At 73.1% G+C, this 21429-nt stretch carries 20 protein-coding genes, 1 pseudogene and 1 riboswitch; of the genes and pseudogenes, 13 read left to right on the plus strand and 8 right to left on the minus strand.

Going from position 1 to position 21429, the window contains the following annotated elements; translation table 11 throughout:
- Positions 1-12: 12 nt before the first annotated feature.
- The 4 genes from AB0F98_RS25010 (at position 13) to AB0F98_RS25025 (ending at position 3711) form a co-directional block, all read left to right on the plus strand.
- On the plus strand, positions 13-1254 hold the full coding sequence (locus AB0F98_RS25010; protein WP_357739648.1) for a DUF2786 domain-containing protein: 1242 nt from the start codon (positions 13-15) through the stop codon (positions 1252-1254).
- A gap of 197 nt (positions 1255-1451) precedes the next feature.
- Positions 1452-1808, plus strand: coding sequence for a YciI family protein (locus AB0F98_RS25015; RefSeq protein ID WP_357739793.1), 357 nt, complete (start codon positions 1452-1454; stop codon positions 1806-1808).
- Positions 1808-3058 (plus strand): DUF6596 domain-containing protein, encoded by a 1251-nt coding sequence (locus AB0F98_RS25020; RefSeq protein WP_357739795.1) that lies wholly within the window; start codon positions 1808-1810, stop codon positions 3056-3058. Before AB0F98_RS25015 ends, AB0F98_RS25020 begins: the two co-directional genes overlap by 1 nt.
- A 17-nt stretch (positions 3059-3075) precedes the next feature.
- Positions 3076-3711, plus strand: coding sequence for a dihydrofolate reductase family protein (locus tag AB0F98_RS25025; protein ID WP_357739651.1), 636 nt, complete (start codon positions 3076-3078; stop codon positions 3709-3711).
- A 53-nt stretch (positions 3712-3764) separates the two neighbouring features.
- Here the strand turns inward: AB0F98_RS25025 and AB0F98_RS25030 are convergent, their stop codons facing one another.
- From AB0F98_RS25030 to AB0F98_RS25055, 6 genes are all read right to left on the minus strand, one after another.
- The gene (locus AB0F98_RS25030; protein WP_357739654.1) at positions 3765-5234 is read right to left on the minus strand and encodes an alpha/beta hydrolase; all 1470 of its coding nucleotides are present in this window, start codon (positions 5232-5234) and stop codon (positions 3765-3767) included.
- 590 nt (positions 5235-5824) lie between these two features.
- Entirely contained in the window at positions 5825-6319 is a 495-nt protein-coding gene (locus AB0F98_RS25035; RefSeq protein ID WP_357739656.1) for a hypothetical protein, read from the minus strand.
- A gap of 395 nt (positions 6320-6714) precedes the next feature.
- Complete coding sequence (locus AB0F98_RS25040; RefSeq protein ID WP_357739659.1) at positions 6715-6888, minus strand: CsbD family protein; 174 nt, start codon at positions 6886-6888, stop codon at positions 6715-6717.
- 210 nt (positions 6889-7098) lie between these two features.
- Positions 7099-9363 (minus strand): heavy metal translocating P-type ATPase, encoded by a 2265-nt coding sequence (locus tag AB0F98_RS25045; RefSeq protein ID WP_357739662.1) that lies wholly within the window; start codon positions 9361-9363, stop codon positions 7099-7101.
- Positions 9364-9374: 11 nt separating this feature from the next.
- On the minus strand, positions 9375-10352 hold the full coding sequence (locus AB0F98_RS25050; protein WP_357739665.1) for a hypothetical protein: 978 nt from the start codon (positions 10350-10352) through the stop codon (positions 9375-9377).
- A 31-nt stretch (positions 10353-10383) separates the two neighbouring features.
- Positions 10384-10593, minus strand: coding sequence for a copper ion binding protein (locus AB0F98_RS25055; RefSeq protein ID WP_357739668.1), 210 nt, complete (start codon positions 10591-10593; stop codon positions 10384-10386).
- 146 nt (positions 10594-10739) lie between these two features.
- Here AB0F98_RS25055 and AB0F98_RS25060 point away from each other — a divergent pair, with 146 nt between their 5' ends.
- On the plus strand, positions 10740-11036 hold the full coding sequence (locus tag AB0F98_RS25060) for a metal-sensitive transcriptional regulator (RefSeq protein WP_357739671.1): 297 nt from the start codon (positions 10740-10742) through the stop codon (positions 11034-11036).
- A 53-nt stretch (positions 11037-11089) separates the two neighbouring features.
- On the opposite strand, the gene AB0F98_RS25065 is transcribed toward AB0F98_RS25060, so the two are convergent.
- Positions 11090-13108: a heavy metal translocating P-type ATPase gene (locus tag AB0F98_RS25065; protein WP_357739674.1), complete on the minus strand. Its 2019-nt coding sequence runs from the start codon at positions 13106-13108 to the stop codon at positions 11090-11092.
- Between the two features lie 300 nt (positions 13109-13408).
- On the opposite strand from AB0F98_RS25065, the gene AB0F98_RS25070 reads away from it, so the two are divergent.
- Together AB0F98_RS25070 and AB0F98_RS25075 are read left to right on the plus strand one after the other, a co-directional pair.
- Positions 13409-14770 carry a YibE/F family protein gene (locus AB0F98_RS25070; RefSeq protein ID WP_357739677.1) on the plus strand — a complete coding sequence of 454 codons (1362 nt, stop codon included), beginning with the start codon at positions 13409-13411 and terminating at the stop codon, positions 14768-14770.
- A 166-nt stretch (positions 14771-14936) separates the two neighbouring features.
- Positions 14937-15067: riboswitch (cyclic di-AMP (ydaO/yuaA leader) on the plus strand.
- Positions 15068-15071: 4 nt separating this feature from the next.
- Positions 15072-16088 (plus strand): hypothetical protein, encoded by a 1017-nt coding sequence (locus tag AB0F98_RS25075; RefSeq protein WP_357739680.1) that lies wholly within the window; start codon positions 15072-15074, stop codon positions 16086-16088.
- A gap of 135 nt (positions 16089-16223) precedes the next feature.
- Here AB0F98_RS25075 and AB0F98_RS25080 read toward each other — a convergent pair whose 3' ends face one another.
- Positions 16224-16889 carry a carbonic anhydrase gene (locus AB0F98_RS25080; protein ID WP_357739682.1) on the minus strand — a complete coding sequence of 222 codons (666 nt, stop codon included), beginning with the start codon at positions 16887-16889 and terminating at the stop codon, positions 16224-16226.
- A 446-nt stretch (positions 16890-17335) separates the two neighbouring features.
- Between AB0F98_RS25080 and AB0F98_RS25085 the strand changes: the two are divergent.
- The 6 genes and pseudogenes from AB0F98_RS25085 to AB0F98_RS25110 form a co-directional block, all read left to right on the plus strand.
- Positions 17336-17641: pseudogene (locus AB0F98_RS25085) on the plus strand (MarR family winged helix-turn-helix transcriptional regulator); the annotation flags it as partial.
- Positions 17642-18015: 374 nt separating this feature from the next.
- Positions 18016-18387, plus strand: a complete 372-nt coding sequence (locus AB0F98_RS25090; protein WP_357739685.1) for a hypothetical protein — start codon at positions 18016-18018, stop codon at positions 18385-18387.
- A 273-nt stretch (positions 18388-18660) separates the two neighbouring features.
- Positions 18661-19458 (plus strand): hypothetical protein, encoded by a 798-nt coding sequence (locus AB0F98_RS25095; protein WP_357739688.1) that lies wholly within the window; start codon positions 18661-18663, stop codon positions 19456-19458.
- Positions 19459-19600: 142 nt separating this feature from the next.
- Positions 19601-19945: a YkvA family protein gene (locus AB0F98_RS25100; protein ID WP_357739691.1), complete on the plus strand. Its 345-nt coding sequence runs from the start codon at positions 19601-19603 to the stop codon at positions 19943-19945.
- Between the two features lie 30 nt (positions 19946-19975).
- Positions 19976-20383 carry a TIGR03618 family F420-dependent PPOX class oxidoreductase gene (locus AB0F98_RS25105; RefSeq protein ID WP_357739694.1) on the plus strand — a complete coding sequence of 136 codons (408 nt, stop codon included), beginning with the start codon at positions 19976-19978 and terminating at the stop codon, positions 20381-20383.
- Positions 20384-20758: 375 nt separating this feature from the next.
- Positions 20759-21427, plus strand: a complete 669-nt coding sequence (locus tag AB0F98_RS25110; protein WP_357739697.1) for a C39 family peptidase — start codon at positions 20759-20761, stop codon at positions 21425-21427.
- Positions 21428-21429: the final 2 nt, after the last annotated feature.

Raw genomic sequence — 21429 nt, forward strand, 5'->3', positions numbered from 1 at the left:
GAGGGACGACCCGTGCCGGACGCCGAGGAGCTGATCGACGACGCCGTGACGGCCGCGCGCGGCCGGGACGTACGCCTCGCCGAACGACAGTTGGATCGGCTCGTGGTCGGCACGGGCGCGCCGGACGTGGACGCCGCGCTGCTGCGCCGGCTGGCACGCGACGTGGGGCGGCTCTGGCCGCGCGGCTGGCAACCGGCCGACCTGGCCCGGCTCGCGGACCGCCGCCTCGGGCCGCGACCGGCCCGGCTGCTGCACGACGTGATGGCGGCACAGCGACGCGACCTGCCCGACCCCGTCCCGTCCTGGTGGGACGACCAGCTGCGCGAGTTGGACGCGCGGGTGTGGTGGGCGGACGACGGCGGGCACCTCGCCGCCTGGGCGGCGCGCGAGGGGATCGACCGCGTGACCGCGCTGCGGGAGGCGGTCGACGCGTTGGCGCTCGTGGTGGGACTGCCGCCGATCGCCGTGCTCCGGCCGCCACCCGGTTCGACGGCCGCCAGGGTGGTCACCGGCCCGGCCGGCGGCAGCGGCTCCCGGATCCTGGACCGGGTCCGGGCGCTGCTCGCGAAGGCCGAGTCGACGACGTTCCCCGCCGAGGCCGAGGCGCTGACCGGCAAGGCCCAGGAGCTGATCGCCCGGCACCGCCTCGATGAGGCCCTGCTGGCGGCCGAAGCTCCCAGTCCCGACCTGCCGAGCGGGGTTCGGCTCGGCACCGACGCCCCGTACGCGGGCGCGAAGGCGCTGCTGGTGCAGGAGGTGGCGGCGGCGAACGGGTGCGAGTCGGTCTGGTCGGACGACCTCGGCTTCGCCACCGTGCTCGGCTGGCCGGCCGATCTGGCCGCCGTCGAACTGCTCTACACGTCGCTGCTGGTGCAGGCCACCGCCGCGATGCTCGCCGGCCGGGGCGAGCGGCGGGCGTCCGGCGGGCGGCGCACCCGCGGCTACGACGAGTCGTTCCTCAACGCGTTCGCGCTGCGGATCGGGGAGCGGCTGCGCGCCGCCACGGCGGCGGCGAACCGGCAGGCGGTGCAGGAGGCCGGCGCGGACCGGCTGCTGCCGGTACTCGCCGCTCGGGGCGAGGCCGTCCGAGAGCGGTTCGAGACGCTCTTCCCCGGGGTCACCCGGGCCCGGCTGACCGTACGCGACGCGGAGGGCTGGGCCTCCGGCACGTCGGCGGCGGACCGGGCGTCCCTCGACGTGGGCGACGCCCCGCCGGCACGACAGGTCCGGGGCGGCCGGCGGGGCCGCCGGTGAGGCGACACCGCCGCCGATGAGCTGCGGTGCTCTTCAGCGCGCCGGCGAGACCACCGGTGCGGCGGCACCCGACGTGCCGAGATTTCTGGGATTTTTCTTCCCGTCGGTTGTCGGGGGCTGGGTGTCGGCTCCGACCTCTGGGTGAGCCGCGCCGGTCACGGTCGCGGCCAGGACGTGAGGAGCAGGTCGTGAAGTACATGCTGTTGATCTGGAACCGGCCCGGTTTCATCGATGAGATCTCCGAGCAGGAGCGGGTGGCACTCTTCGGCGAGGTGGACGAGATCATGAAGGAACTCTCCGAGTCCGGCGAGCTGATCGGAGGTCAGGCGTTGGCCGACCCGTCCCAGTCGCGTACGGTCCGGCTGGCCGGCGGGCATCCGGAGGTCGTCGACGGCCCGTTCATGGAGAGCAAGGAGCAGTTCGCCGGCTACCTGGCGGTCGACTGCGACACCCCGGAGCGGGCCGCGGAGATCGCCCGCCGCTGGCCGGACGTGCGCTACGGCGGCGCGCTGGAGATCCGCCCGATCATGGACGAGGCCGGGACGGAGATGTGATCTCCGGGTCGCGCGGGGTCGAGGAGCTGCTGCGCACCCTGGCGCCGCAGGTCCTCGGCCTGCTCGTCCGCCGGCACGGCCAGTTCGACAGGTGCGAGGACGCGGTGCAGGAGGCGCTGCTCGCCGCGGCCCTCAAATGGCCCGAGCAGGGGGTGCCGGAGAACCCGCAAGCCTGGCTGCTGACCGTCGCCACCCGCCGGCTCACCGACGAGTGGCGCAGCGAACGTGCCCGCCGGGACCGCGAGGTCGCGGTGGCCGTACGCGAGCCGGCGTACGCCGCGGTCGCCCCGGCGGCGGACGCGGAGCCGCCGGCCGGCGACGACACGTTGCGTCTGCTGTTCCTCTGCTGCCATCCGGCGCTGGCCCGGTCGGCGCAGGTGGCGTTGACCTTGCGCGCGGTGGGCGGGCTCACCACGGCGCAGATCGCCCGCGCGTTCCTGGTCCCCGAGGCGACGATGAGCCAGCGCATCCGCCGGGCCAAGCAGCGAATCGAGGCGACCGGGGCGAGGTTCACCATGCCGTCCGCGGCCGAGCGGGACGAGCGGCTGGGCGCGGTCCGCCAGGTGCTCTACCTGATCTACAACGAGGGGTACACCGCCTCCAGCGGCCCGGACCTGCACCGGGCCGAGCTGACCGGCGAGGCGATCCGGCTGACCCGGATGCTGCACGCGCTGCTCCCCGACGACGGCGAGGTGACCGGCCTGCTCGCGCTGATGCTGCTCACCGACTCGCACCGGGCCGCGCGGCTGGGCCCGGGTGGCGAGCTCGTGCCGCTGGCCGAGCAGGACCGCACCCGGTGGGACCGGGCGGCCATCGAGGAGGGGGTCGCACTGATCACCGAGTCGCTGACCTGGTCACCGCCGGGGCCGTACCAGCTCCAGGCGGCGATCGCCGCGGTGCACGCCGAGGCGCCGTCGGCGGCCGAGACCGACTGGCCGCAGATCCTCGCGCTCTACCGGCTGCTCGCCCGGATCGCGCCGAACCCGATGGTCACCCTGAACCAGGCGGTCGCGGTGGCGATGGTCGACGGGCCCCGGGCGGGGCTCGCCGTGCTCGTACCGCTCGGCGAGGACGAGCGCACCGCGGGACACCATCGGGTGGCGGCTGTCCGCGCCCACCTGCTGGAGCTGGCCGGCGAGCCCGGTCCGGCCCGCGCGGCGTACCTCGCCGCGGCACGGGCCACCACCAGCCTGCCCGAACGTCGCTATCTGGAGCTGCGGGCCGCCCGGCTCTCGGTGGTCGACGAGTAACCCCGGAGGACGGATTCATGAACACGGTGACCAGCCAACTGTCGATCTCGCTGGACGGCTACGTGGCCGGGCCGGAGCAGAGCCTCCGGGACCCACTCGGTCGGGGCGGCGAGCAACTGCACGAGTGGGTGTACGGCCTTGATACGTGGCGGGCACAGCACGGGTTGTCCGGTGGCGAGCGCGGAGTGGACTCGGCGGTCGTGGAGGAGATGACCCGCGACGTCGGCGCGTACGTCATGGGACGGCGGATGTTCGGCGGCGGTGACGGGCCGTGGGACGAGACGTGGCGCGGCTGGTGGGGCGAGGAGCCTCCGTTCCACACGCCGGTCTTCGTGCTCACCCACCATCCGCGCGAGCCGCTGCCGATGGCCGGTGGTACGACGTTCCGGTTCGTCACCGACGGCGTCCACTCGGCGCTCGAGCAGGCGCGCGAGGCGGCGGGCGACCGGAAGGTCGTGATCGGCGGTGGGGCCGGCACGGTCCGGCAGTACCTGGCCGCCGGCCTGCTCGACACCCTCCAGCTGCACATCGTTCCGGTCGTTCTGGGCGGCGGCGAGCGCCTCTTCACCGGCCTCGACGATTTGCGGCTCGAACAGGCGGCGGTGGTCGCCGGACCGACCGTCACGCACGTGACGTACCGGGTGGTGCGCTGACGCGGGGCGTCCGACCGCCGGACGGATCCGGCGATCGGACGCCTCCCGATGCGTCAGGCGGTCGGGTCCACCGCGGGGCACCGGGTGCCGCGGGACGGCACCACCTCGTCGAGCAGGTACCGGTCCACGGCCTGGGACACGCAGGGACTCGTCGTGTAGCTGCCGTGCCCCCAGCCCTCGTACGTCAGCAGCACGCCATGTCGCCCGAGCTGGCGGGCCACGTTGGTCGCCCAGTTGTAGCCGCTCGCCGGGTCGTGCCGGGTGCCGGCCAGCAGCAGCGGCACGTCGGTGCGGACCCGGAGGCGGTGCTGCGGATTCGCGACCGGGCTGGGGGTGCCCAGGCAGGTCGACAGCGCGAAGACGGCCTGGGGGTACCGCAGGTCGGGCGCGAGCCGCGCGAGCCGTCGCAGGTGGCTCGCGTACTCCCGGTAGTCGCGGACCGGCAGCGACCAGTCCTGGCAGAAGACGGCGAAGGGATACGGGCTGACCGCCGGGTCGGCGGTGCTGCTCGGCGCGGCGAGCGGAGCCGGTCCGGTCGAGTCCATGGTCCGGATGTCGTCCGCCAGCCCCGGCCAGTCCGGGCCGTAGAACGCCCGTTGCGCGAGCCGGCTGAGCATGAACGGGCTCAGCCGGGAGCCGGGGCGGTCGGGGTCGGCGAGTTCGCCCCGCTCGGCGCGGGACCACAGGTCGGCCCAGACCGCGCGAACGTTCCGCCCGTGCAGCGCACACCGCTCGGCGGTCGCGCACCAGGCGACGAACTCGTCGAACGAGTCCTGGGCGGTGACGGCCTGGGTGTCCAGGAAGGACCGGGTGGCGTGGCTGTGGTCCACGGTGCTCTCCAGCACCATGGCTCGCACCCGGTGCGGGAACAGTTCGGCGTACTGGAGGCCGAGCAGGGTTCCGTACGAGCTGCCGTGGAAGGTCAGCCGGCGCTCGCCCAGGGCGGCCCGGATCGCGTCCAGGTCCCGGGCCGCACTGATCGTGTCCACGTGGTCGACGAGCGGTCCGGTCCGCGTTCGGCAGTCGGCGCGCAGCCGCTCGTTGCCGGCCAGGGTGGCGGCGAACTCCGCCTGGTCGGCGATCACCTGGGGTTGCGCGGCGAGCAGGCTGGTGGCGCAGATGACCGGGTGACTGCGGCCGGTGCCGCGCGGGTCGAAGCTCACGATGTCGAACCGGCGGCGTAGGTCGTCGCTGAACCGGTTGATACCGGTGACCACGCGGTCCACACCGCTGTCGCCCGGTCCACCGGGACCGAACACCAGTGCGCCCGTGCGGGCTTCCGGATCGGTGGCGGACCGCCGGGCGAGCGCCAGGTCGAACCGCTCCCCGTCCGGGTGGTCCCAGTCGACCGGGACGGAGAGCGTCCCGCACTCGGCGGTGGCGTCCCGCTCGCAGGGCTGCCAGGTGATGGTCGATCGTGGCGCGGGCGGGGCCGCCGCGGCGGGTGGGCCGCCGACACCGACCAGCGCGACCACCGTCGCGACCGCCGGCGCCCAGCCGACGGATTTGCGTACGCGCAGCACGAGATGTTGTCCTCTCCTCGAAGGGGCACTGCGGGAAGAACTCGCCCGTGGGCGAGAGGGTGCTACCTCCACCCGGGCCGTCGAGTTGCCCCTCGACGGCCCGGGCCGTCGGCCCTGGTCGACGTCCCGCCGGACGCGTTCCAGCGTGGTCATCCGGTCCTGCATCGACCCCGGCCGGCCGTCCGGCGCTTTCCTGTCCACCGGAAGCTCCGGTTGGGCGGACACGAGGCCGCCCGCCGTCAATTGCCGCAGGTGCACCTGCGGCAGCACGCGGCTGATCCCGAGATTCCGGACGTACCCCGGTCTCGGGACCCTGCCCGGCGGTCCGACCCGCCCGGCGCGAACCGACCGACGTAGGCCCGCTGCCGAGCCGGCGCGGCGATCATCCGCATCCGATGTGGATCGGCCGGGGTGCCGAGTGTCCGGCCCTTCCGTCTCCCGACAGCGACGGATCATCGCTCACGACGAGCCCATGCACGTTGCAGAAGGAAGTTAGCGGGTGTACGTCCACGGCGGACAGCACCGGACCGACGATCGAGGGTGAAGTCAGGGTCGGCCCCCAGGGGTGACGGCGGAATCAGTGGGCCGTCTCAGGGGCGGCAGTCCCGCATGAGGACAGCCGGGATCCCGGTGAAGGTGTCGTCGAGCCAGGCGGTGGGGCGGGCGGCCCGGGAGCCGCGGTCGATCCGGTCGGCGGTCGAGGTGACCAGCCTCCTGATCTCGCGATCCCGCGCTCGGCGAGCCTCGCCGCGCACCTGGTCGGCCAACCTGGCGAGGGTCCGGCGGAGTTGAGCGTTGATCTGCTCGCCGGTCAGCTCACGCTCGGTCGCCGCAGCCGAATCCGCGGAGATCTTCCGGCTGGCGGCGATGATGTGCCGGTCGACGGCCCGGCACACCTCGACGGTGTTGACAGCGGTCACCGGCGAAGGGCTGGCGGTGGGCGTCGGAGTGGTCGTGGCGCTCGGGACCGGCTTGTTCGTCGCCGGCTCACCGGACTCCGTTCCGGGTGCCTGACATCCGGCGAGCAGTGCCACCAGCAGGGCCGCGGCGGCGGCCCGCCGGCCGGTCGACGTGGGCTGGGACATCGTCCTCTCCCGTCCGTGGTTGGCGTCCCCCGCTCGACCCGTCCGCGCGTACCTCGCCCTGCCAACGATCCGACGCCGGGCCAGGACACGTCGGCCCGCAGCGCTCCCGGGCAACCGGCCGGTGACCCGCTGCGCTTCCGGAGTCGGTCGGCGGGCCTACAGCGCTTCCGGAACCGGCAGGCGTCCGTCAGGGCCTTGATCAACTCGGGCTCATTGAAGTCGGGGTGTCCAGATGCGGCGGATACCCCGACTTCAGGGATGTCGAGTCGATCAATCCCCCAGCGCATCCCCGGCCGATCGCACGTCGGGCCGAAGGCGCCGTGGGCCGGTGGTAGTCGGGGCCAGCGGCAACGCCGGGCCGGTGGGGACCGGCCCGGCGTGCGGTACGAGACACGTCAGCTCTTGAAGGCGTCCTTCACCTTCTCGCCGGCCTGCTTGAGGTTCGCGGCGGCCTGGTCGTTGCGGCCCTCGGCCTCCAGCCGTTCGTCGTCGGTGGCCCGGCCGGTGTGCTCCTTGACCTTGCCAGTCGCGTCCTCGGTCGCGTTACGGATCTTGTCATCGATACCCATGACGAACCTCCCGTGCAAGACGTCGCTACCCCCGCACAGGTACCCCGCTCGCCCAGAACCCAACCGCCCATCACCCGACCGTGTTGATCATGAGGTTGACGCCGGCGCCGGCGAGCAGACCGACCGCCAACCGCATGATCAACACGTGGGGAACGGCACGCGAGGAACGGCGAGCGGGAGCGTGCAGAAAGTGGTGGGCAGGCGTCGTGCTCAGGCGACGTCGAGAGCGCGGAAACGGCGGAGGCGGAGGCTGTTGGCGACCACGAAGACCGAGGAGAACGCCATGGTGGCGCCGGCGATCATCGGGTTGAGCAGCCCGGCCGCGGCCAGGGGCAGCGCCGCGACGTTGTAGCCGAAGGCCCAGACCAGGTTGCCCCTGATGGTGCCCAGGGTGCGACGGGCGAGCCGGATGGCGTCCGCCGCGGCGGTCAGGTCGCCGCGGACCAGGGTCAGGTCGGAGGCCTCGATCGCCACGTCGGTGCCCGTACCCATGGCCAGGCCCAGGTCGGCCTGGGCGAGCGCGGCCGCGTCGTTCACACCGTCGCCGACCATGGCCACGACCCGCCCCTCGCGTTGCAGGCGGGCGACCACGTCCACCTTGTCCGCCGGCAGCACCTCGGCGATCACCTCGTCGATGCCGACCTCCTCGGCCACCGCGCGGGCGACCGTGGCGTTGTCCCCGGTGAGCAGCACCGGGTGGAGTCCGAGCGCCCGCAGCCGAGCCACCGCCGCCCGGCTGGTCGGCTTCACCACGTCGGCGACCGCGAGGACGCCGCGTGCCCGCCCGCCCCAACCGGCCAGCACCGCCGTGCGGCCGGCGGCCTCCGCGTCGGTCGCGGCCCGCTCCACCTCCGGGGGTACGTCGAATCCGCGTTCCCGGAGCAGCCGGAGCCGGCCGACCAGCACCGTACGACCCTCGACGGTGCCGGAGACGCCGAGCCCTTCGACGTTGGCGAAATCGGTGACCGGCGGCAGCGCGCCGGACTCGGCCGCGCCGACGGCCACCGCCCGGGCGATCGGGTGCTCGGAGGCGGCCTCCAGCGCGCCGGCCAGTCGGAGCAGTTCCTCGGCATCGTCGCCCTCGGCGGGCGCCACGTCCACGAGGGTCATCCGGCCGGTGGTCACGGTCCCGGTCTTGTCCAGCACGACCGTGTCGACCTTCCGAGTGCTCTCCAGCACCTCCGGTCCCTTGATCAGGATGCCGAGCTGGGCACCACGACCGGTGCCGACGAGCAACGCGGTGGGCGTGGCGAGGCCCAGCGCACACGGGCAGGCGATGATCAGCACGGCCACGGCGGCGGTGAACGCGGCGGTCGGGCCGGCGCCCGTGCCGAGCCACCACCCCAAGGTGCCGACGGCAAGCGCGATCACGATCGGCACGAAGACGCCGGAGATCCGGTCCGCGAGCCGCTGCACCGCCGCCTTGCCGCTCTGTGCCTGCTCGACCAGGCGGGCCATCTGCGCGAGCTGGGTGTCTCCGCCGATCCGGGTGGCGGTGACCACGAGCCGGCCGCCGGCGTTGACCGTGGCACCGACGACGGCGTCGCCCGGACCGACCTCGACCGGTACGGACTCGCCGGTGAGCATGCTCGCGTCGACCGCCGACGTGCCCTCGTCGACCACGCCGTCGGTGGCGATCTTCTCCCCCGGCCGGACGACGAACCGGTCCCCGACGGCGAGCTGGTCGACCGGTACGCGGGTCTCCACCCCGCCGCGGAGCACGGCGACGTCCCGCGCGCCGAGTTCGAGCAGCGCACGCAGCGCGGCGCCGGCGTTCCGCTTGGAGCGGGCCTCGAAGTAGCGCCCGGCGAGGATGAACAGCGTGACCCCCGCCGCCGCCTCCAGGTAGATGTTCCCGGCGCCGTCGGAGCGGGCGATGTCGAAGCGGAACGGGTGTGTCATGCCGGGCATCCCGGCGTCACCGAGGAAGAGCGCCCAGAGCGACCAGCCGAACGCGGCGAGGGTGCCCACCGAGACCAGGGTGTCCATGGTGGCGGCGCCGTGCCGAAGGTTGATCAACGCGGCGCGGTGGAACGGCAGCCCGCCCCAGACCACGACCGGGGCGGCCAGGGTCAGCGACAGCCACTGCCAGTAGTCGAACTGCCAGGCCGGCACCATGGCGAGCACGATCACCGGGACGGTCAGCGCCACGGACGTCCAGAGCCGGTGACGCAGACCGCGTAGTTCGTCCACCGGCGCCTCGGTGGCCGGTGTGCCCGCCGCCGCGGGTGGGGGCGGCACCTTCGCCGTGTAGCCGGTCTTCTGCACGGTGGCGATCAGGTCGTCCGGGGTGACGTCGTCGGCGAACCGGACGGTGGCCTTCTCCGTGGCGTAGTTGACGGTGGCGGAGACGCCCTCCATCCGGTTCAGCTTCTTCTCGATGCGCGCGGCGCAGGACGCGCAGGTCATGCCGCCGATGGAGAGTTCGATCAGGTTCGGTGCCGTTGGCAGCGGGGTGCTGCTGGTGGTGGTCATCACGGCTCCCGTCAGTCGTGCCCGTGGCCAGGCTCGCCATGCTGGGCGGGACCGGTCGGGGTGGGTGGGCTCGGGGCGCGGGTGGCGGCGGGCGGGACGTCGTCGGCGTGCGCGTCGCCGGCCACCACGGTGAACTCGGCGGTGTGCACCGCGCCGCCGTGCTTGAAGTCGAGGTAGAGCCGGTAGGTGCCGGCGGAGGGCACCTCGGCCAGGAAGGTGACGGCCGGTCCGGGCCGGGTCCGCCCGTCGCCGGGCTCGCCGTCCGGATGGACGTGCAGGTACGCGAGGTCACCCTGGCGCAGTGCCACCAGGTGACCGTACGCGCCGAGGTAGGGCTCCAGGTCGGTGACCGGAGCGCCGTCGCGGCTGATGGTCAGGGTCAGTTCGGCGGTACGGCCGGGCTCCGGGTCGCCGGCCAGCGTGACGGTGTAGCCGTCGACCGTGGTGCTGGTGATCGGTGCCGGTAGCGGCCGGGATGAGAGCGCGCCGGGCACGGTCACGTCGATGCCGAGCGTCAGGGGGTCGCCCCCGGTGGGTGTGAAGTCGGCGAACGCCCGCCACACGCCGGGCCCGGCCAGCGGGGTGGCGACCCGCCAGGTGCCGTCCGGTCCGAGTTCGGGGTGCACGTGCCGGAAGCCGGAGAGATCGCGGCGCGCGACGATCAGGTGCATCCGCTTGTCGTGCGCCACGTCGTACGTGGTGACCGGCCGGCCGTCGCCGCCGGTGATCTGGAAGGCGAACTCGCCGGCCGGGGCGGCGACGGGGGTGAGCGTGTAACCGCGGTCGGAGACGAGCAGGCCGCCCGGGAGATGGGCGGCTGCCGAACCTTCGCCCGGATGCTCGTCGCCCTGGCCGGCGGTCGCCGTGTCGTCATGGCGGGATTCGGCGGCCGCCGTGACGGGGCCGACCACTCGGCCGACCCCGTACGCCGCGCCGAACACCGCCGCGAGGCCGAGGGCGAAGCCACTCAGCTTCAAGGGGGTGCTCACGGTGGAACCTCGATTCCTGGTCGGCTGCCGCTCACTCGTCGACAAGGTCGTAACCGGCCTCGTCGACGGCGGCGCGCACCACGTTGGCCTCCAGCGGGCTCTCGCTGGTGACGGTGACCCGGCCGGTGGCCAGGTCGACCTGGACGTCGCTGACGCCCGTGATCGCGCCGACCTCGGCGCTGACCGCGCTCACGCAGTGGCCACAGGTCATGCCCTGCACCTGGTACGTCGTGGTGACCATCGGATCTCTCCTTCCATCGCCAGCCTATACCCCCTGGGGGTACCGGCCGGGCAGACTTCGGCCCCGAGCCGGTTCAAATACCGGGCGGGGGTATCGGGACACTGGGACCGTACCATACCCCCAGGGGGTAGGCTATCCTTGCCGGCATGACCACACCGACCCCGATCCGCGGATACACGGCCAGCAAAGATCAGCTGCTCGCACGGCTGCGCCGCATCGAGGGGCAGGTGCGCGGCGTCGAGAAGATGGTCGACGAGGATCGCTACTGCATCGACGTGCTCACCCAGATCTCCGCCGTCCAGGCCGCGCTGGACAAGGTCGCCCTCGGGCTGCTCGACGGGCACGCCCGGCACTGCATGCACGAGGGAGCGGCCGAGGGCCGCGCAGACGAGATGGCCACCGAGATGATGGCCGCGATCGGCCGGCTCATGAAGCGCGGCTGACCGGGTCCGCCCAGCCGGCGCGAGGCGCCCGCGACCCACGGCGAGCGCAACGGTCAGCCTGCGTTCGCCGAGTCGAGGCGTACCCGGCGCAGCAGCTGGGCATTGAGCGCCACCACGATGGTGGAACCCGACATCAGCACCGCGGCCACGGCCGGGCTCAACGACAGCCCGGCCCCGGCCAGCACCCCTGCGGCCAGCGGCAGGGCGACGACGTTGTAGCCCGCCGCCCAGGCGAGGTTCTGCAGCATCTTCCGGTACGAGGCACGCGAGAGCCGGATCACCGCCCCCACCCCGCGCGGGTCGGAGGAGGCGAGCACCACCGCGGCGGACTCGATCGCCACGTCCGTGCCCGCCCCGATGGCGATACCCACGTCGGCCCTGGCCAGCGCCGGGGCGTCGTTCACCCCGTCACCGACCATCGCCACGGTCAGCCCACGCCGCCGCAGCTCGGTCACCTTCGCGTCCTTCTGCGCCGGCAGCACCTCGGCGAACACCTCGTCACCAGCGCCGAACCCGAGGTCCGCGGCGACCGCCTCGGCGACCGGCCGGGCGTCGCCGGTGATCATCGCGATGGTCCGTACGCCGTGGTCGCGCAGTTCGGCGACCGCCTCGCGCGCCTCGGGGCGTACCTCGTCGGTGAGCGCCAGCGCACCGAGCACCGTGACCGGCCGCCGGACGAGGTACAGCACCACCGCACCGCGGGCGGTCCAGCGACCCGTCGAGTCCCGGAGCTCGTCGGGCAGGCGTACATCCAGTTCGCGCAGGAGCGCCGGGCCGCCGACCGCGTACTCCCTGCCCGCCACGGTGGCCTCCACCCCGCGGCCGGGCAGCGACCGGAATCCGGTCGCCGGTGCGGCACCACCGTGCGCCCCCGCCGCCGCGACGATCGCCCGGGCCATCGGATGCTCGCTGTCCGACTCGACGGCGGCGGCGAGCCGCAGCAGCTCGTCATGCTCGACACCGGAGACGGCGGCCACCTCGGTGACCACGTGCTCGCCGCGGGTCAGCGTGCCGGTCTTGTCGAACAGCACCGCGTCGACGGTCCGCATCCGTTCCAGCGCCAGCCGGTCCTTGACCAGGATCCCGGACTTCGCGGCCAGCGCGGTGGAGAGCGCGATCACCAGTGGGATCGCCAGGCCGAGCGCGTGCGGGCACGCGATGACCAGCACCGTGACGGCCCGCACCACTGCCTCGTCGCCCCTGCCCATGAGCGTCCACACCAGCACCGTGACCACGGCGGTGGCCATCGCCACGTAGAACAGCGCCGCCGCGAACCGGTCGGCCAGCACCTGAGCCCGCCCGCTGGACTGCTGCGCCTCGGCGACCATGCGCTGGATGCCGGCGAGCGTGGTCTGCTCACCGACCGCCTCGACCCGGACCCGCAGCGCCGAGTCGGCGGCCACGGTGCCCGCCACCACCCGGTCGCCGACGGACCGGGGCACCGGCCGGGACTCGCCGGTGATCATCGATTCGTCCAGTTCGGCCGCGCCGTCCACGACCCGTCCGTCCGCCGGCACCCGGCCACCTGGCCGGACCAGCACCACGTCGCCGGTCCGCAGGTCGGTCACCGGCACCGGCTCGGTACGGCCGTCCTCCGCGACCCGTTCGGCCCGGTCCGGCAGAAGCGCGGCGAGGGCCGCCAGCGCGCCACGTGCCTGCCCGATCGCCCGCATCTCCTGCCAGTGCCCGAGCAGCATGATGGTGACCAGGGCCGCCAGCTCCCACCAGAAGTCCAGGTCGAAGGCGCCCAGGCTGGTGGCGAGCGACGCGCCGTAGGCGACGGTGATCGCCATGGCGACCAACAGCATCATGCCCGGCGCCCGGTCGCGCACCTCGCGTACGGCGCCGACCAGGAACGGCCAGCCGCCCCACCAGAACACCACCGAGCCGAGCACCGGGCCGACCCAGGTGAGTCCGGGCGCCTCGATCCGGTAGCCGAACCAGTCCATGACCATATGGCTCGTGACCACGACCGGCGCGGTGAGTACCAGGCAGAACCAGAACCGCCTGCGGAACATCGCCGGGTCGTGGCCGGCGTGCCGGTCGTGCCCACCGCTGCCGTGGGTCGGCATGGATGCGCCCGAAGGATGGTGCGACGGATGTGCGGGCATGACACCAACATGCCCGTTCGGTCGCCGACGCGGGTGCCTTCGCCGCCACGCGCCGCGACAGATGCCATCGCCAACACCGCGTGACACGTGCCTTCGCCGCCACGCAGCGTGACACCGCCGGGCGCGAACGGGCGCCGGAGAACCACCTGGTTAGCATTCCGACGATGACCCTCCGGACCTTGCCTGGCGGGGCGGCCCCACGCCGCTGACCGATCGCGCCACCGGTACGTACCCCGCCCCGGAGTCGTTGGGAGATTCGTGATGGGCGCCGACCACACTCGTCCCACGCCGTCCGCCCCGCCGGGGGTGCGACGGGTCCTCCTCGTGACCGTGGTGCCGCTCGTCGTCGCCACCGTGGTCGCCGCCGTGCTGCTCTGGCCGCGGGGCGCACCGGAGGCCGACGGTGGCGGGGACCCGGCCCGGTACCACGGCACCGTCACCCGGGTGGTGAGCGAAGCCTGCCCGAACCCGGCCGAGACGCCGGAGGACATGCCCGGTGCGCAGCCGACGCGCTGCGGCACCGTGACCGTACGCGTGGAGAACGGCCCGGCCGCCGGTCAACAAGTCGAGGCGCCTATCCCGGACGGCCCGGGCGCACCCGCCGTCGAGGCCGGTGACGAGGTCGTCGTGGTGGAGCTGACCGATCCGGCCGACCCCTCGTCGTCGAGCTGGAACGTCGCCGAGCACCAGCGCGGCGAGCCGCTCGGCTGGCTCGCGCTGATCTTCGCCGCCGCGATCGTCGCGTTCGGCCGGTGGCGGGGCCTGGCCGCGCTCGCGGGTCTCGCCGCGAGCTTCGGCATCCTGCTCACCTTCGTACTCCCCGGAATCGGCGCCGGGCACCCGCCGCTGCTGGTCGCCGTGGTCGGCGCCGCGCTGATCATGTTCGTGGTGCTCTACCTGACGCACGGTGTGACCGCGCAGACCTCGGTCGCCGTACTCGGCACCCTCGGCAGTCTGGTACTCACCGGTGTCCTCGGCGCCCTGGCCACCGCCGCCACCCACCTCACCGGATTCGGCAGCGAGGACGCCCTCACCCTGTCGATGTTCCAGGGCGACGTGGACCTGCGCGGCCTGCTGCTGGCCGGGATCATCATCGGGTCGCTCGGGGTGCTCGACGACGTCACGGTCACCCAGGCGGCCACGGTCACCGAGTTGGCCCACGCGAACCCGGGGCTGTCCCGGCTCCAGCTCTACCGGGCCGCGACCAGGGTCGGCCGCGCGCACATCGCGTCCACCGTGAACACCATCGTGCTCGCGTACGCGGGCGCCTCGCTGCCGCTGCTGCTCCTGCTCACCGCCGACTCGCGCCCGGTGAGCCAGATTCTCACCAGCGAGTTCCTGGCCCAGGAGATCGTCCGCAGCGCGGTCGCGACGCTCGGGCTGATCGCCGCCGTTCCGCTCACCACCGGCCTGGCCGCGATCGTCACCACGGCCGGACGGTCCGTCAGCACACCGGCCGGCGACGATCCCGCCCCGGTCGACCCGACCGCCCGCCCCGGATTCGACCGGACCGACGTGCTGGAAGCGTTGAGCGCCGCTCGGCCCGATCCGACCCTGGACCCACCCCCCGCCGCCTCCGGTGGCCGGCCCGACCCGGACAGGAGAACGGAGAGCGCATGGTGACACTCCTCAACGTGACCGCCCGGGCTCGACGGCGCGATACCTACGCCACTCGCTACCCAGCGCTTTGGCGAAATGACGCTTTTAGCCGGCATCCGGGCGTAGATCCCCGCGCCGACTCTCAGGTAACCTCGCTGCCGGTTACCGCCGAAGGCGCGCAGCGGCGCCTGCGGTACCACCGCCCAATCGCCGTACGGCGAACCGGGAACCCAGGTACCTGGGGTGAATCCGCGTCAGCGGTAGGGGCCACTTCCGCCCCGAACCCGTCAGCTAACCCGGTCGGCGGTCGACGGAAGGGAACACTGTGACGGCACCCCTACGCCGCTGGTTGACACCCGTGGTGGCCGTGTTCGCCGCGCTGGCCGTGCTCGCCGGGCCCCTCCCGGCGTCCGCCGCGCCCAAGCCCGCCACCCCGTCCGGGCACGAGGACGACGACCCGCCACTGCTCACCGACGTCGTCGAGACGACGAACCGCAACTACTCCGCCGCCAAGGCCAAGCTGGATAAGTCCAAGAAGCGCCAGCTGCAGCTGGGCCTGGACGTCAAGCAGGCCGAGGCCGAGTTGGACGCGTTGGCGCCGCAGGTCGGCCAGATCGCGGCCCAGTCGTACCGCACCGGTCGGATGGGCGCGGTCGGCATGCTGTTGACGAGCAACGACCCGGACTCCTTCGTGGAGCGGGTGATGGGGCTCGACGAGCTCAACATGGTCAACTCGCAGAAGCTCGCCCGGATCAACGAGGTCAAGCACCGCGCCGAGCTCGCCAAGCTGGCCATCGACACCGAGGTCCGCGAGCAGCAGAAGCAGGCCGCCATCATGGCGAAGCAGAAGCGCGAGGCGGAGAAGGCGCTGGCTCTCGTCGGCGGTAAGGGATTCACCGGCGGCCTCGTCTCGGCCACCTCCCCGGTGGCCAGGATCGGCCCCGGCCGTACGGCCGACGGCGACTGGAAGCCGGAGTCGTGCAGCGAGAACGACCCGACCACCTCGGGCTGCGTCACGCCGCGCACGCTGCACGCGTACAAGGAGGTCAAGCGGGCCGGCTTCAACCGGTTCGTCGGCTGCTACCGACCGGGGGGCCCGTGGGAGCACCCGAAGGGTCGGGCCTGCGACTGGTCACTGCAGAAGAGCGGCTTCTCCCCCTGGCACAACGACGACACCCGGATGTACGGCAACAACGTGGCGGCGTTCCTCATCCGCAACGCCGACCGGCTGGGCATCTACTACGTGATCTGGAACCGGCAGATCTGGTTCCCGGCCACAGGTTGGAAGTCCTACAGCGGCCCGTCCAACCACACGGACCACGTACACATGTCGCTTCTGTAGCGACCGGCCGGAACGCCGAGAAGGGCCGCCCCGCATTCGCGGGGCGGCCCTTCTCGCTCTGCCTGGGAGGTATCGGCCCGGCGGCGCGGGCGACATGCGGTCTCGGCGGCCCGGCGGTGCGGCCGACGCGCGGTGTCAGCCCAGCGGCACGGCCGACGCCGGGTTGGAACCGGCAGCGGCGGGGAGCTCCCCGGCGACCTGGTGGACCTCACCGGCCGCCAGCCGGTACGACATGCCGACCACGGCGCACCGCCCGGCCGCGACCTCGGCGGCCAGCACGGCGGAGTTGTCGAGCAGGGCCTCGACGGTCTGCGCGATGTGGATGTCGATGATGCGGGGCAGATCGTCGACACCCTCGGCCTCGGCGCGGCGGAGACTGGGAAGCACGGCGTCCACCACCGCGTCCAGATGGCCGGGCGGCGGCGTGCCGGTGGCTAGGGACTCCCGGGCCGCCCGCACTGCGCCGCAGGAGTCGTGCCCGAGCACCACGACCAGCGGCGCGTTCAGCACGGTGACCGCATACTCCACGCTGCCCAGCACCTCCGGCCCGGTCGTGTGCCCGGCCGTACGAACCACGAAGAGGTCGCCCAGCCCGCGGTCGAAGATGATCTCAGCGGCGAGGCGCGAGTCGGAGCAGCCGACGATCACCGCGAACGGGTGCTGCTCGTCGGCGAGCGCGGCCCGGTGGCCGGCGTCCTGGTTGGGGTGCCTCGGGGTACCGGTGACGAAGCGGTGGTTGCCCGCGATCAGCTCGGCCAGTGCCTGCTCCGGACGCAGGACCGGCGCTTCGGGTCCGCTCATCCCCGCACCTCGACTTCTCTATGCGATCGAATTGATGACCCACAGTCACCGCCGCGGGTTCCCGATCCACGGTCACACCCACCCGAAGACACGTCAAGATATACGTGATTTGCGTTTCAGGTATTCGCGGACATTCGATTGGCCCGTCCCGCCGCAACCCAGCACTCGCCACTGGAGCGCCCGCCGTCCGGGGGCCTCGCCGTCCGGGGGCCTCGCCGTCCGGGGGCCTCGCCGTCCGGGGGGCTAGCCGCCCGGGGGGCCTAGCCGCCCGGGGGCCTCGCCGTCAGAGGGGACACGGGCGGGTGATCGACTCGACTTCCTTGATGCCGCGGTGTCCGGCTTGATGTCGCCGTGTCCGGGACGTGACGATGCCCCGACTTCAAGGAACCCGAGTTGACCATGCACCGGGGATCGATGAGGACGAATGGGCGGGCTCGGGCCCTACGATGACGGCCATGGCGACGACCGAAAGCGGGTACGGCAGCCCCCGGAATTGGACTTTCCTTACCAATCACGGACACGTGCTGCTGGCCATCGCCCGCAACCCCACCGCAAGACTGCGGGACGTCGCCCACGAGGTGGGGGTCACCGAGCGGGCCGCCCACGCGATCGTCGCCGACCTGGAGGCCGGCGGTTACCTCAGCCGCACCCGGGTGGGTCGTCGCAACGAGTACACGATCAACCCGGCCGGCCGGTTCCGGCACCCGGCCGAGGCAGACCAGGAGGTGGGCGCCCTGCTCGCCCTCTTCACCGAGCTGCCCGCGGCCTCCGACTCGGCCGACACCGACGCGACGGACGCCAACCCCGCCCCCAGCAGCACGACGGACGCCAGCGCGACGGGCGCCAGCACGACCGACACCGACACGACCGGCACCGGCACGACGGGCGCCAGTACGACGGCCGCCAGCACGACCGGCAACGGCACGACGGGCGCCAGCCAGGCCGAGGCCGGCGCGAGCGGCACGAGCGGCACCGGCACCGATGACAGCAGCGGGAAGTTCTCGGGCGGAATCGAGTAGGCCCCAGCCCCCGGCGTCCGTCCAAACGGGAGGGGTGGGCACGGTCACGCGATCCGGCGCCCCGTCGTGCTGCGCCCGGCCGCCGAGAGCGATAGGTTAGTCACGTGATGTCCGTAGCGTCCGCTCGCCCCACCTGGCGGGCCGCGCTGCGTTCGTTGGGCGAGATGACCCGCCTTGCCGTGGCCGCGCTCGCGCTCGCCGTCGGGCTGGGTGCCGCCGCCCCAGCACCGGCCGGGCCACCGGCCACCGCCGCCCAGCTGCAGCCCCACGTGGTCAGCAGCCAGGTCGAGGTGCTGCGGCCCGAGGTCGCGCCGGTGGCCGAGCGGCTGTCCCCGACCGACACTCCCGTGCGTCGTCCGGTCCGCGGGCCGATCCTCGCCGCCCCGGCCGCCCGCACCATGACGGCGGCACCCGAAACGTCCACGGCCCTGGACGCCGGCCGGGACACGCCCGGTCGCCGCGGTCCGCCGCTCGCCTGACTCGAGGGTCATCCGCCCCGGCTCCGACGGCCCGCCCCGGACCGACATCACTCTCGGTCTCGGCTCGCAGGGCTTGACCGACCCGTCGCTCCAGCTCTGCGGCTGCCGAGCCCGTCGTGTCGTATCGGATACCCGCCGCGCGCCGCACCGCACCGAGCCCGACCGGTCCTCCCGGCGAGGTGGCGCGACGTCAGGCAGAACCCTCCACCCAGTCGTCATTCCGCTCACCAGCGGGTCAGATCGTCCACTTCCGACACCGACCACGAGGTGCAGATGATGCAGACCGTCCTCTCCGCCGTCCTGCCCGACGTGCCCCGCGCCGCCGTGATCTGGCTGAGTTTGCTCGCCGTCGTGGGCGTCGCCGTCGCCGCCCTGCTGCTCCGGCCGGGCCGGCTCGCGATCGACGCCGCCAAGCGGATCCGGAGCGCAGCCATGCCGAGCCCGCTCGAATTGGCCGAGGAGAAGCGCGAGCGGACCCGTTACTCGCAGGAGGTCGCCGTGGCCGCCGAGCGAGCCACCGCCACGGCGCAACGACGGCGCTCGGAGTGGCTCGCCGCGCAGGAGGCGGTCGAGGTGGCCTGGCAGGCGTACGAGGCCGCCGAGGCGGACGTACGCCGGCTGGGCGCCGCCGCTGCCATGCCGCTGCCGCGTACCGCCCGCACCCCGTCCGAGTACGTCGACCGCGAGCGCTACCTGCACCGCGCGGCGCTGGACGCGTACTGGCAGCGGGAACTCTCCGTCGAGCAGCTCAGCGACGTGTTCGCGCACCGCAACGGCTGGGACCCACGGCTGCACCCGGTGGAACAGGAGTTGGTGCTGCGCCGGGCGGTACGCGACAACCTCCTCGCCCGGCACCAGGCGGCACGGGAGCAGGAGCAGGCCGCGTGGCGGGAGGCTGAGCGCGCTGTCGCGGCCGCCCGGAGCCTGCGGGAGGAGGCGTTCGCCGCGACCGGCCGCCACGTCGAGGACGCCCAGTCGGTGCTGCCGCTGAGCGAGGTCGCCCAGCCGGCGGAGCAGACGCGGGAGAACCAGGTCGTGGCGCGGGGCCGGGCGGCCGTGCCGGCGTACTGAGCGGCACCGCCGCCGGGAGGTCGCCGGGTGGGTGGGTCAGGTGGGCGCGGTGAAGCCAGCGAGGCCGGCATCATTTGCCGGTACGTGGTGGTCGATAACCCGGCATCGGGTGGGCGCGGCCCGATTGGGTTAGCGTGACCGCATGTCCCGGGAAGCGTGGATCGTCGTCCTCGTCATCGCTGGCATCGTGCTGCTCGCGACGCTGGTCGGCGCCGTGGTGCTGGCCGTCCGGGTGGTACGGACGCATCGCCTGCTCACCTCGCTCGGTGCGAGCGGCAAACTGGCGCTCTACGGCGCGCTCCTCTACACGATCTTCCCGATCGACCTGCTGCCCGACCCGATCTACCTGGACGACATGGGCATCCTCGCCGGCACGCTGTTCTACCTCACCCGGCTGGTCCAGAAGCACCGGGCGGCCGCCCGGCAGCTACCGGGTCAGCCGTACGCTCCACCGGGGCCGGGGCACGACCGCCGGCCCGTTCGATGATCGGTCGACGGCGGAAGACGGGGGACGGAGATGCCGGGGGCGCACCTGCTGGACGTACGTGACGATCGGGTCGTCGCCTTCTGCCGGGAACGGCACCTCGCCACGCTCACCACGCTTCGCCCGGACGGTACCCCGCACGTGGTGCCGGTCGGGGTGACCCTGGACCCGGCGTCCGGCCTCGCCCGCGTGATCACCTCGGCCGCTTCCCGCAAGGCTCGGCACGTCGCCGCCGCCGGCCCTCAGGGCGCACCGGTGGCGCTCTGCCACGTCGACGGCCGCCGTTGGCTCACCATCGAGGGCCGCGCGGTCGTACGGACGGACCCGGCTACGGTCGCCGAGGCGGAACGCCGGTACGCGGAGCGTTATCGGACCCCGCGTCCCAATCCGGAGCGGGTCGTCGTCGAGGTCACCGTCACCCGGGTATTGGGCAGTCTGTGAACGATGCCGCGCGCTGCGCCACACCCGCGCGGTGCCGCAAGATCGCGCGTGCGCGGCAAGATCGCGCTTCATCTACGAAATAGTGGCCTCCAATCGCAGGGAGGCCACTATTTCCCTGTTGCAGCGCGATCTTGATCGGACGCGACGCCGACAGCGTGTGACACGAGGGACGCCCTTCGTGGGACGCCCCAAAAGTGCGTCACAGGACGCCGACCTGGGTCACCGGACACCGGAATGCCGGCCGGAGCAGGGCCGTTACACCCCCGGGACGCCCGCGCGCCGTACGGTCCGGGCGTCGTTCCGCAGCTGAGCCGAGCCCCCTGTCCCGGTGCGTGCGCCTCCACCGGAGGCGCCACCCCGATTGGAGCCCGACCCATGAACCCCATCCTTCACAAGAGCGGCCTCTCCGTGGCCGGCCTGCTGGTCGCCGGCGGGTGCGCGCTGACTCCCGCGGTGGCCGCACACGCCGCCCCGCCCGCCCCGCCTCAGACCGGCCCGGGGACGTCCGCCCAGGCCGACAAGGGTGGCCACGACCGGCGGGCCGAGCGCCTCGTGAACGTGGACTACCAGGCCCAGCCGAACTTCTTCTACTGCGGACCCGCCGCGACGCGGATCGCGCTCTCCGCGCAGGGCAAGGCGATCTCGCAGGACGACGTCGCCGCGCTGCTGGGCACCACCGAGGCGGGCACGCCGTCCGCCCTGGACACCACCCGGGTACTCAACCAGCTGACCGGCGGCAAGTACCGGACCACCGAGATACCGGACTCGACGGCCAAACCGACCGAGGTGGAGCGTCTGCGTACCGACGCGATGAAGGCGCTCGACGACGGCCGCCCGGTGGTGGCGAACGTCAAGGGCACCGCCGTGGACACCAACGGCGTCCCGCACTCGTACGAAGGTGGCCACTACGTGACCCTGATCGGCTACCGGGACGGTGGCGACAGCATCCAGATCGCCGACCCGGGTGACCCGGTCGACAGCGAGTACTGGATGCCGCTCGCCAAGGTCGCCAACTGGATCGCGGAGCGCGGCTACTCCGCCTGATC

The sequence above is a fragment of the Micromonospora sp. NPDC023737 genome (genome assembly GCF_040639715.1).
GTDB lineage: Bacteria > Actinomycetota > Actinomycetes > Mycobacteriales > Micromonosporaceae > Micromonospora.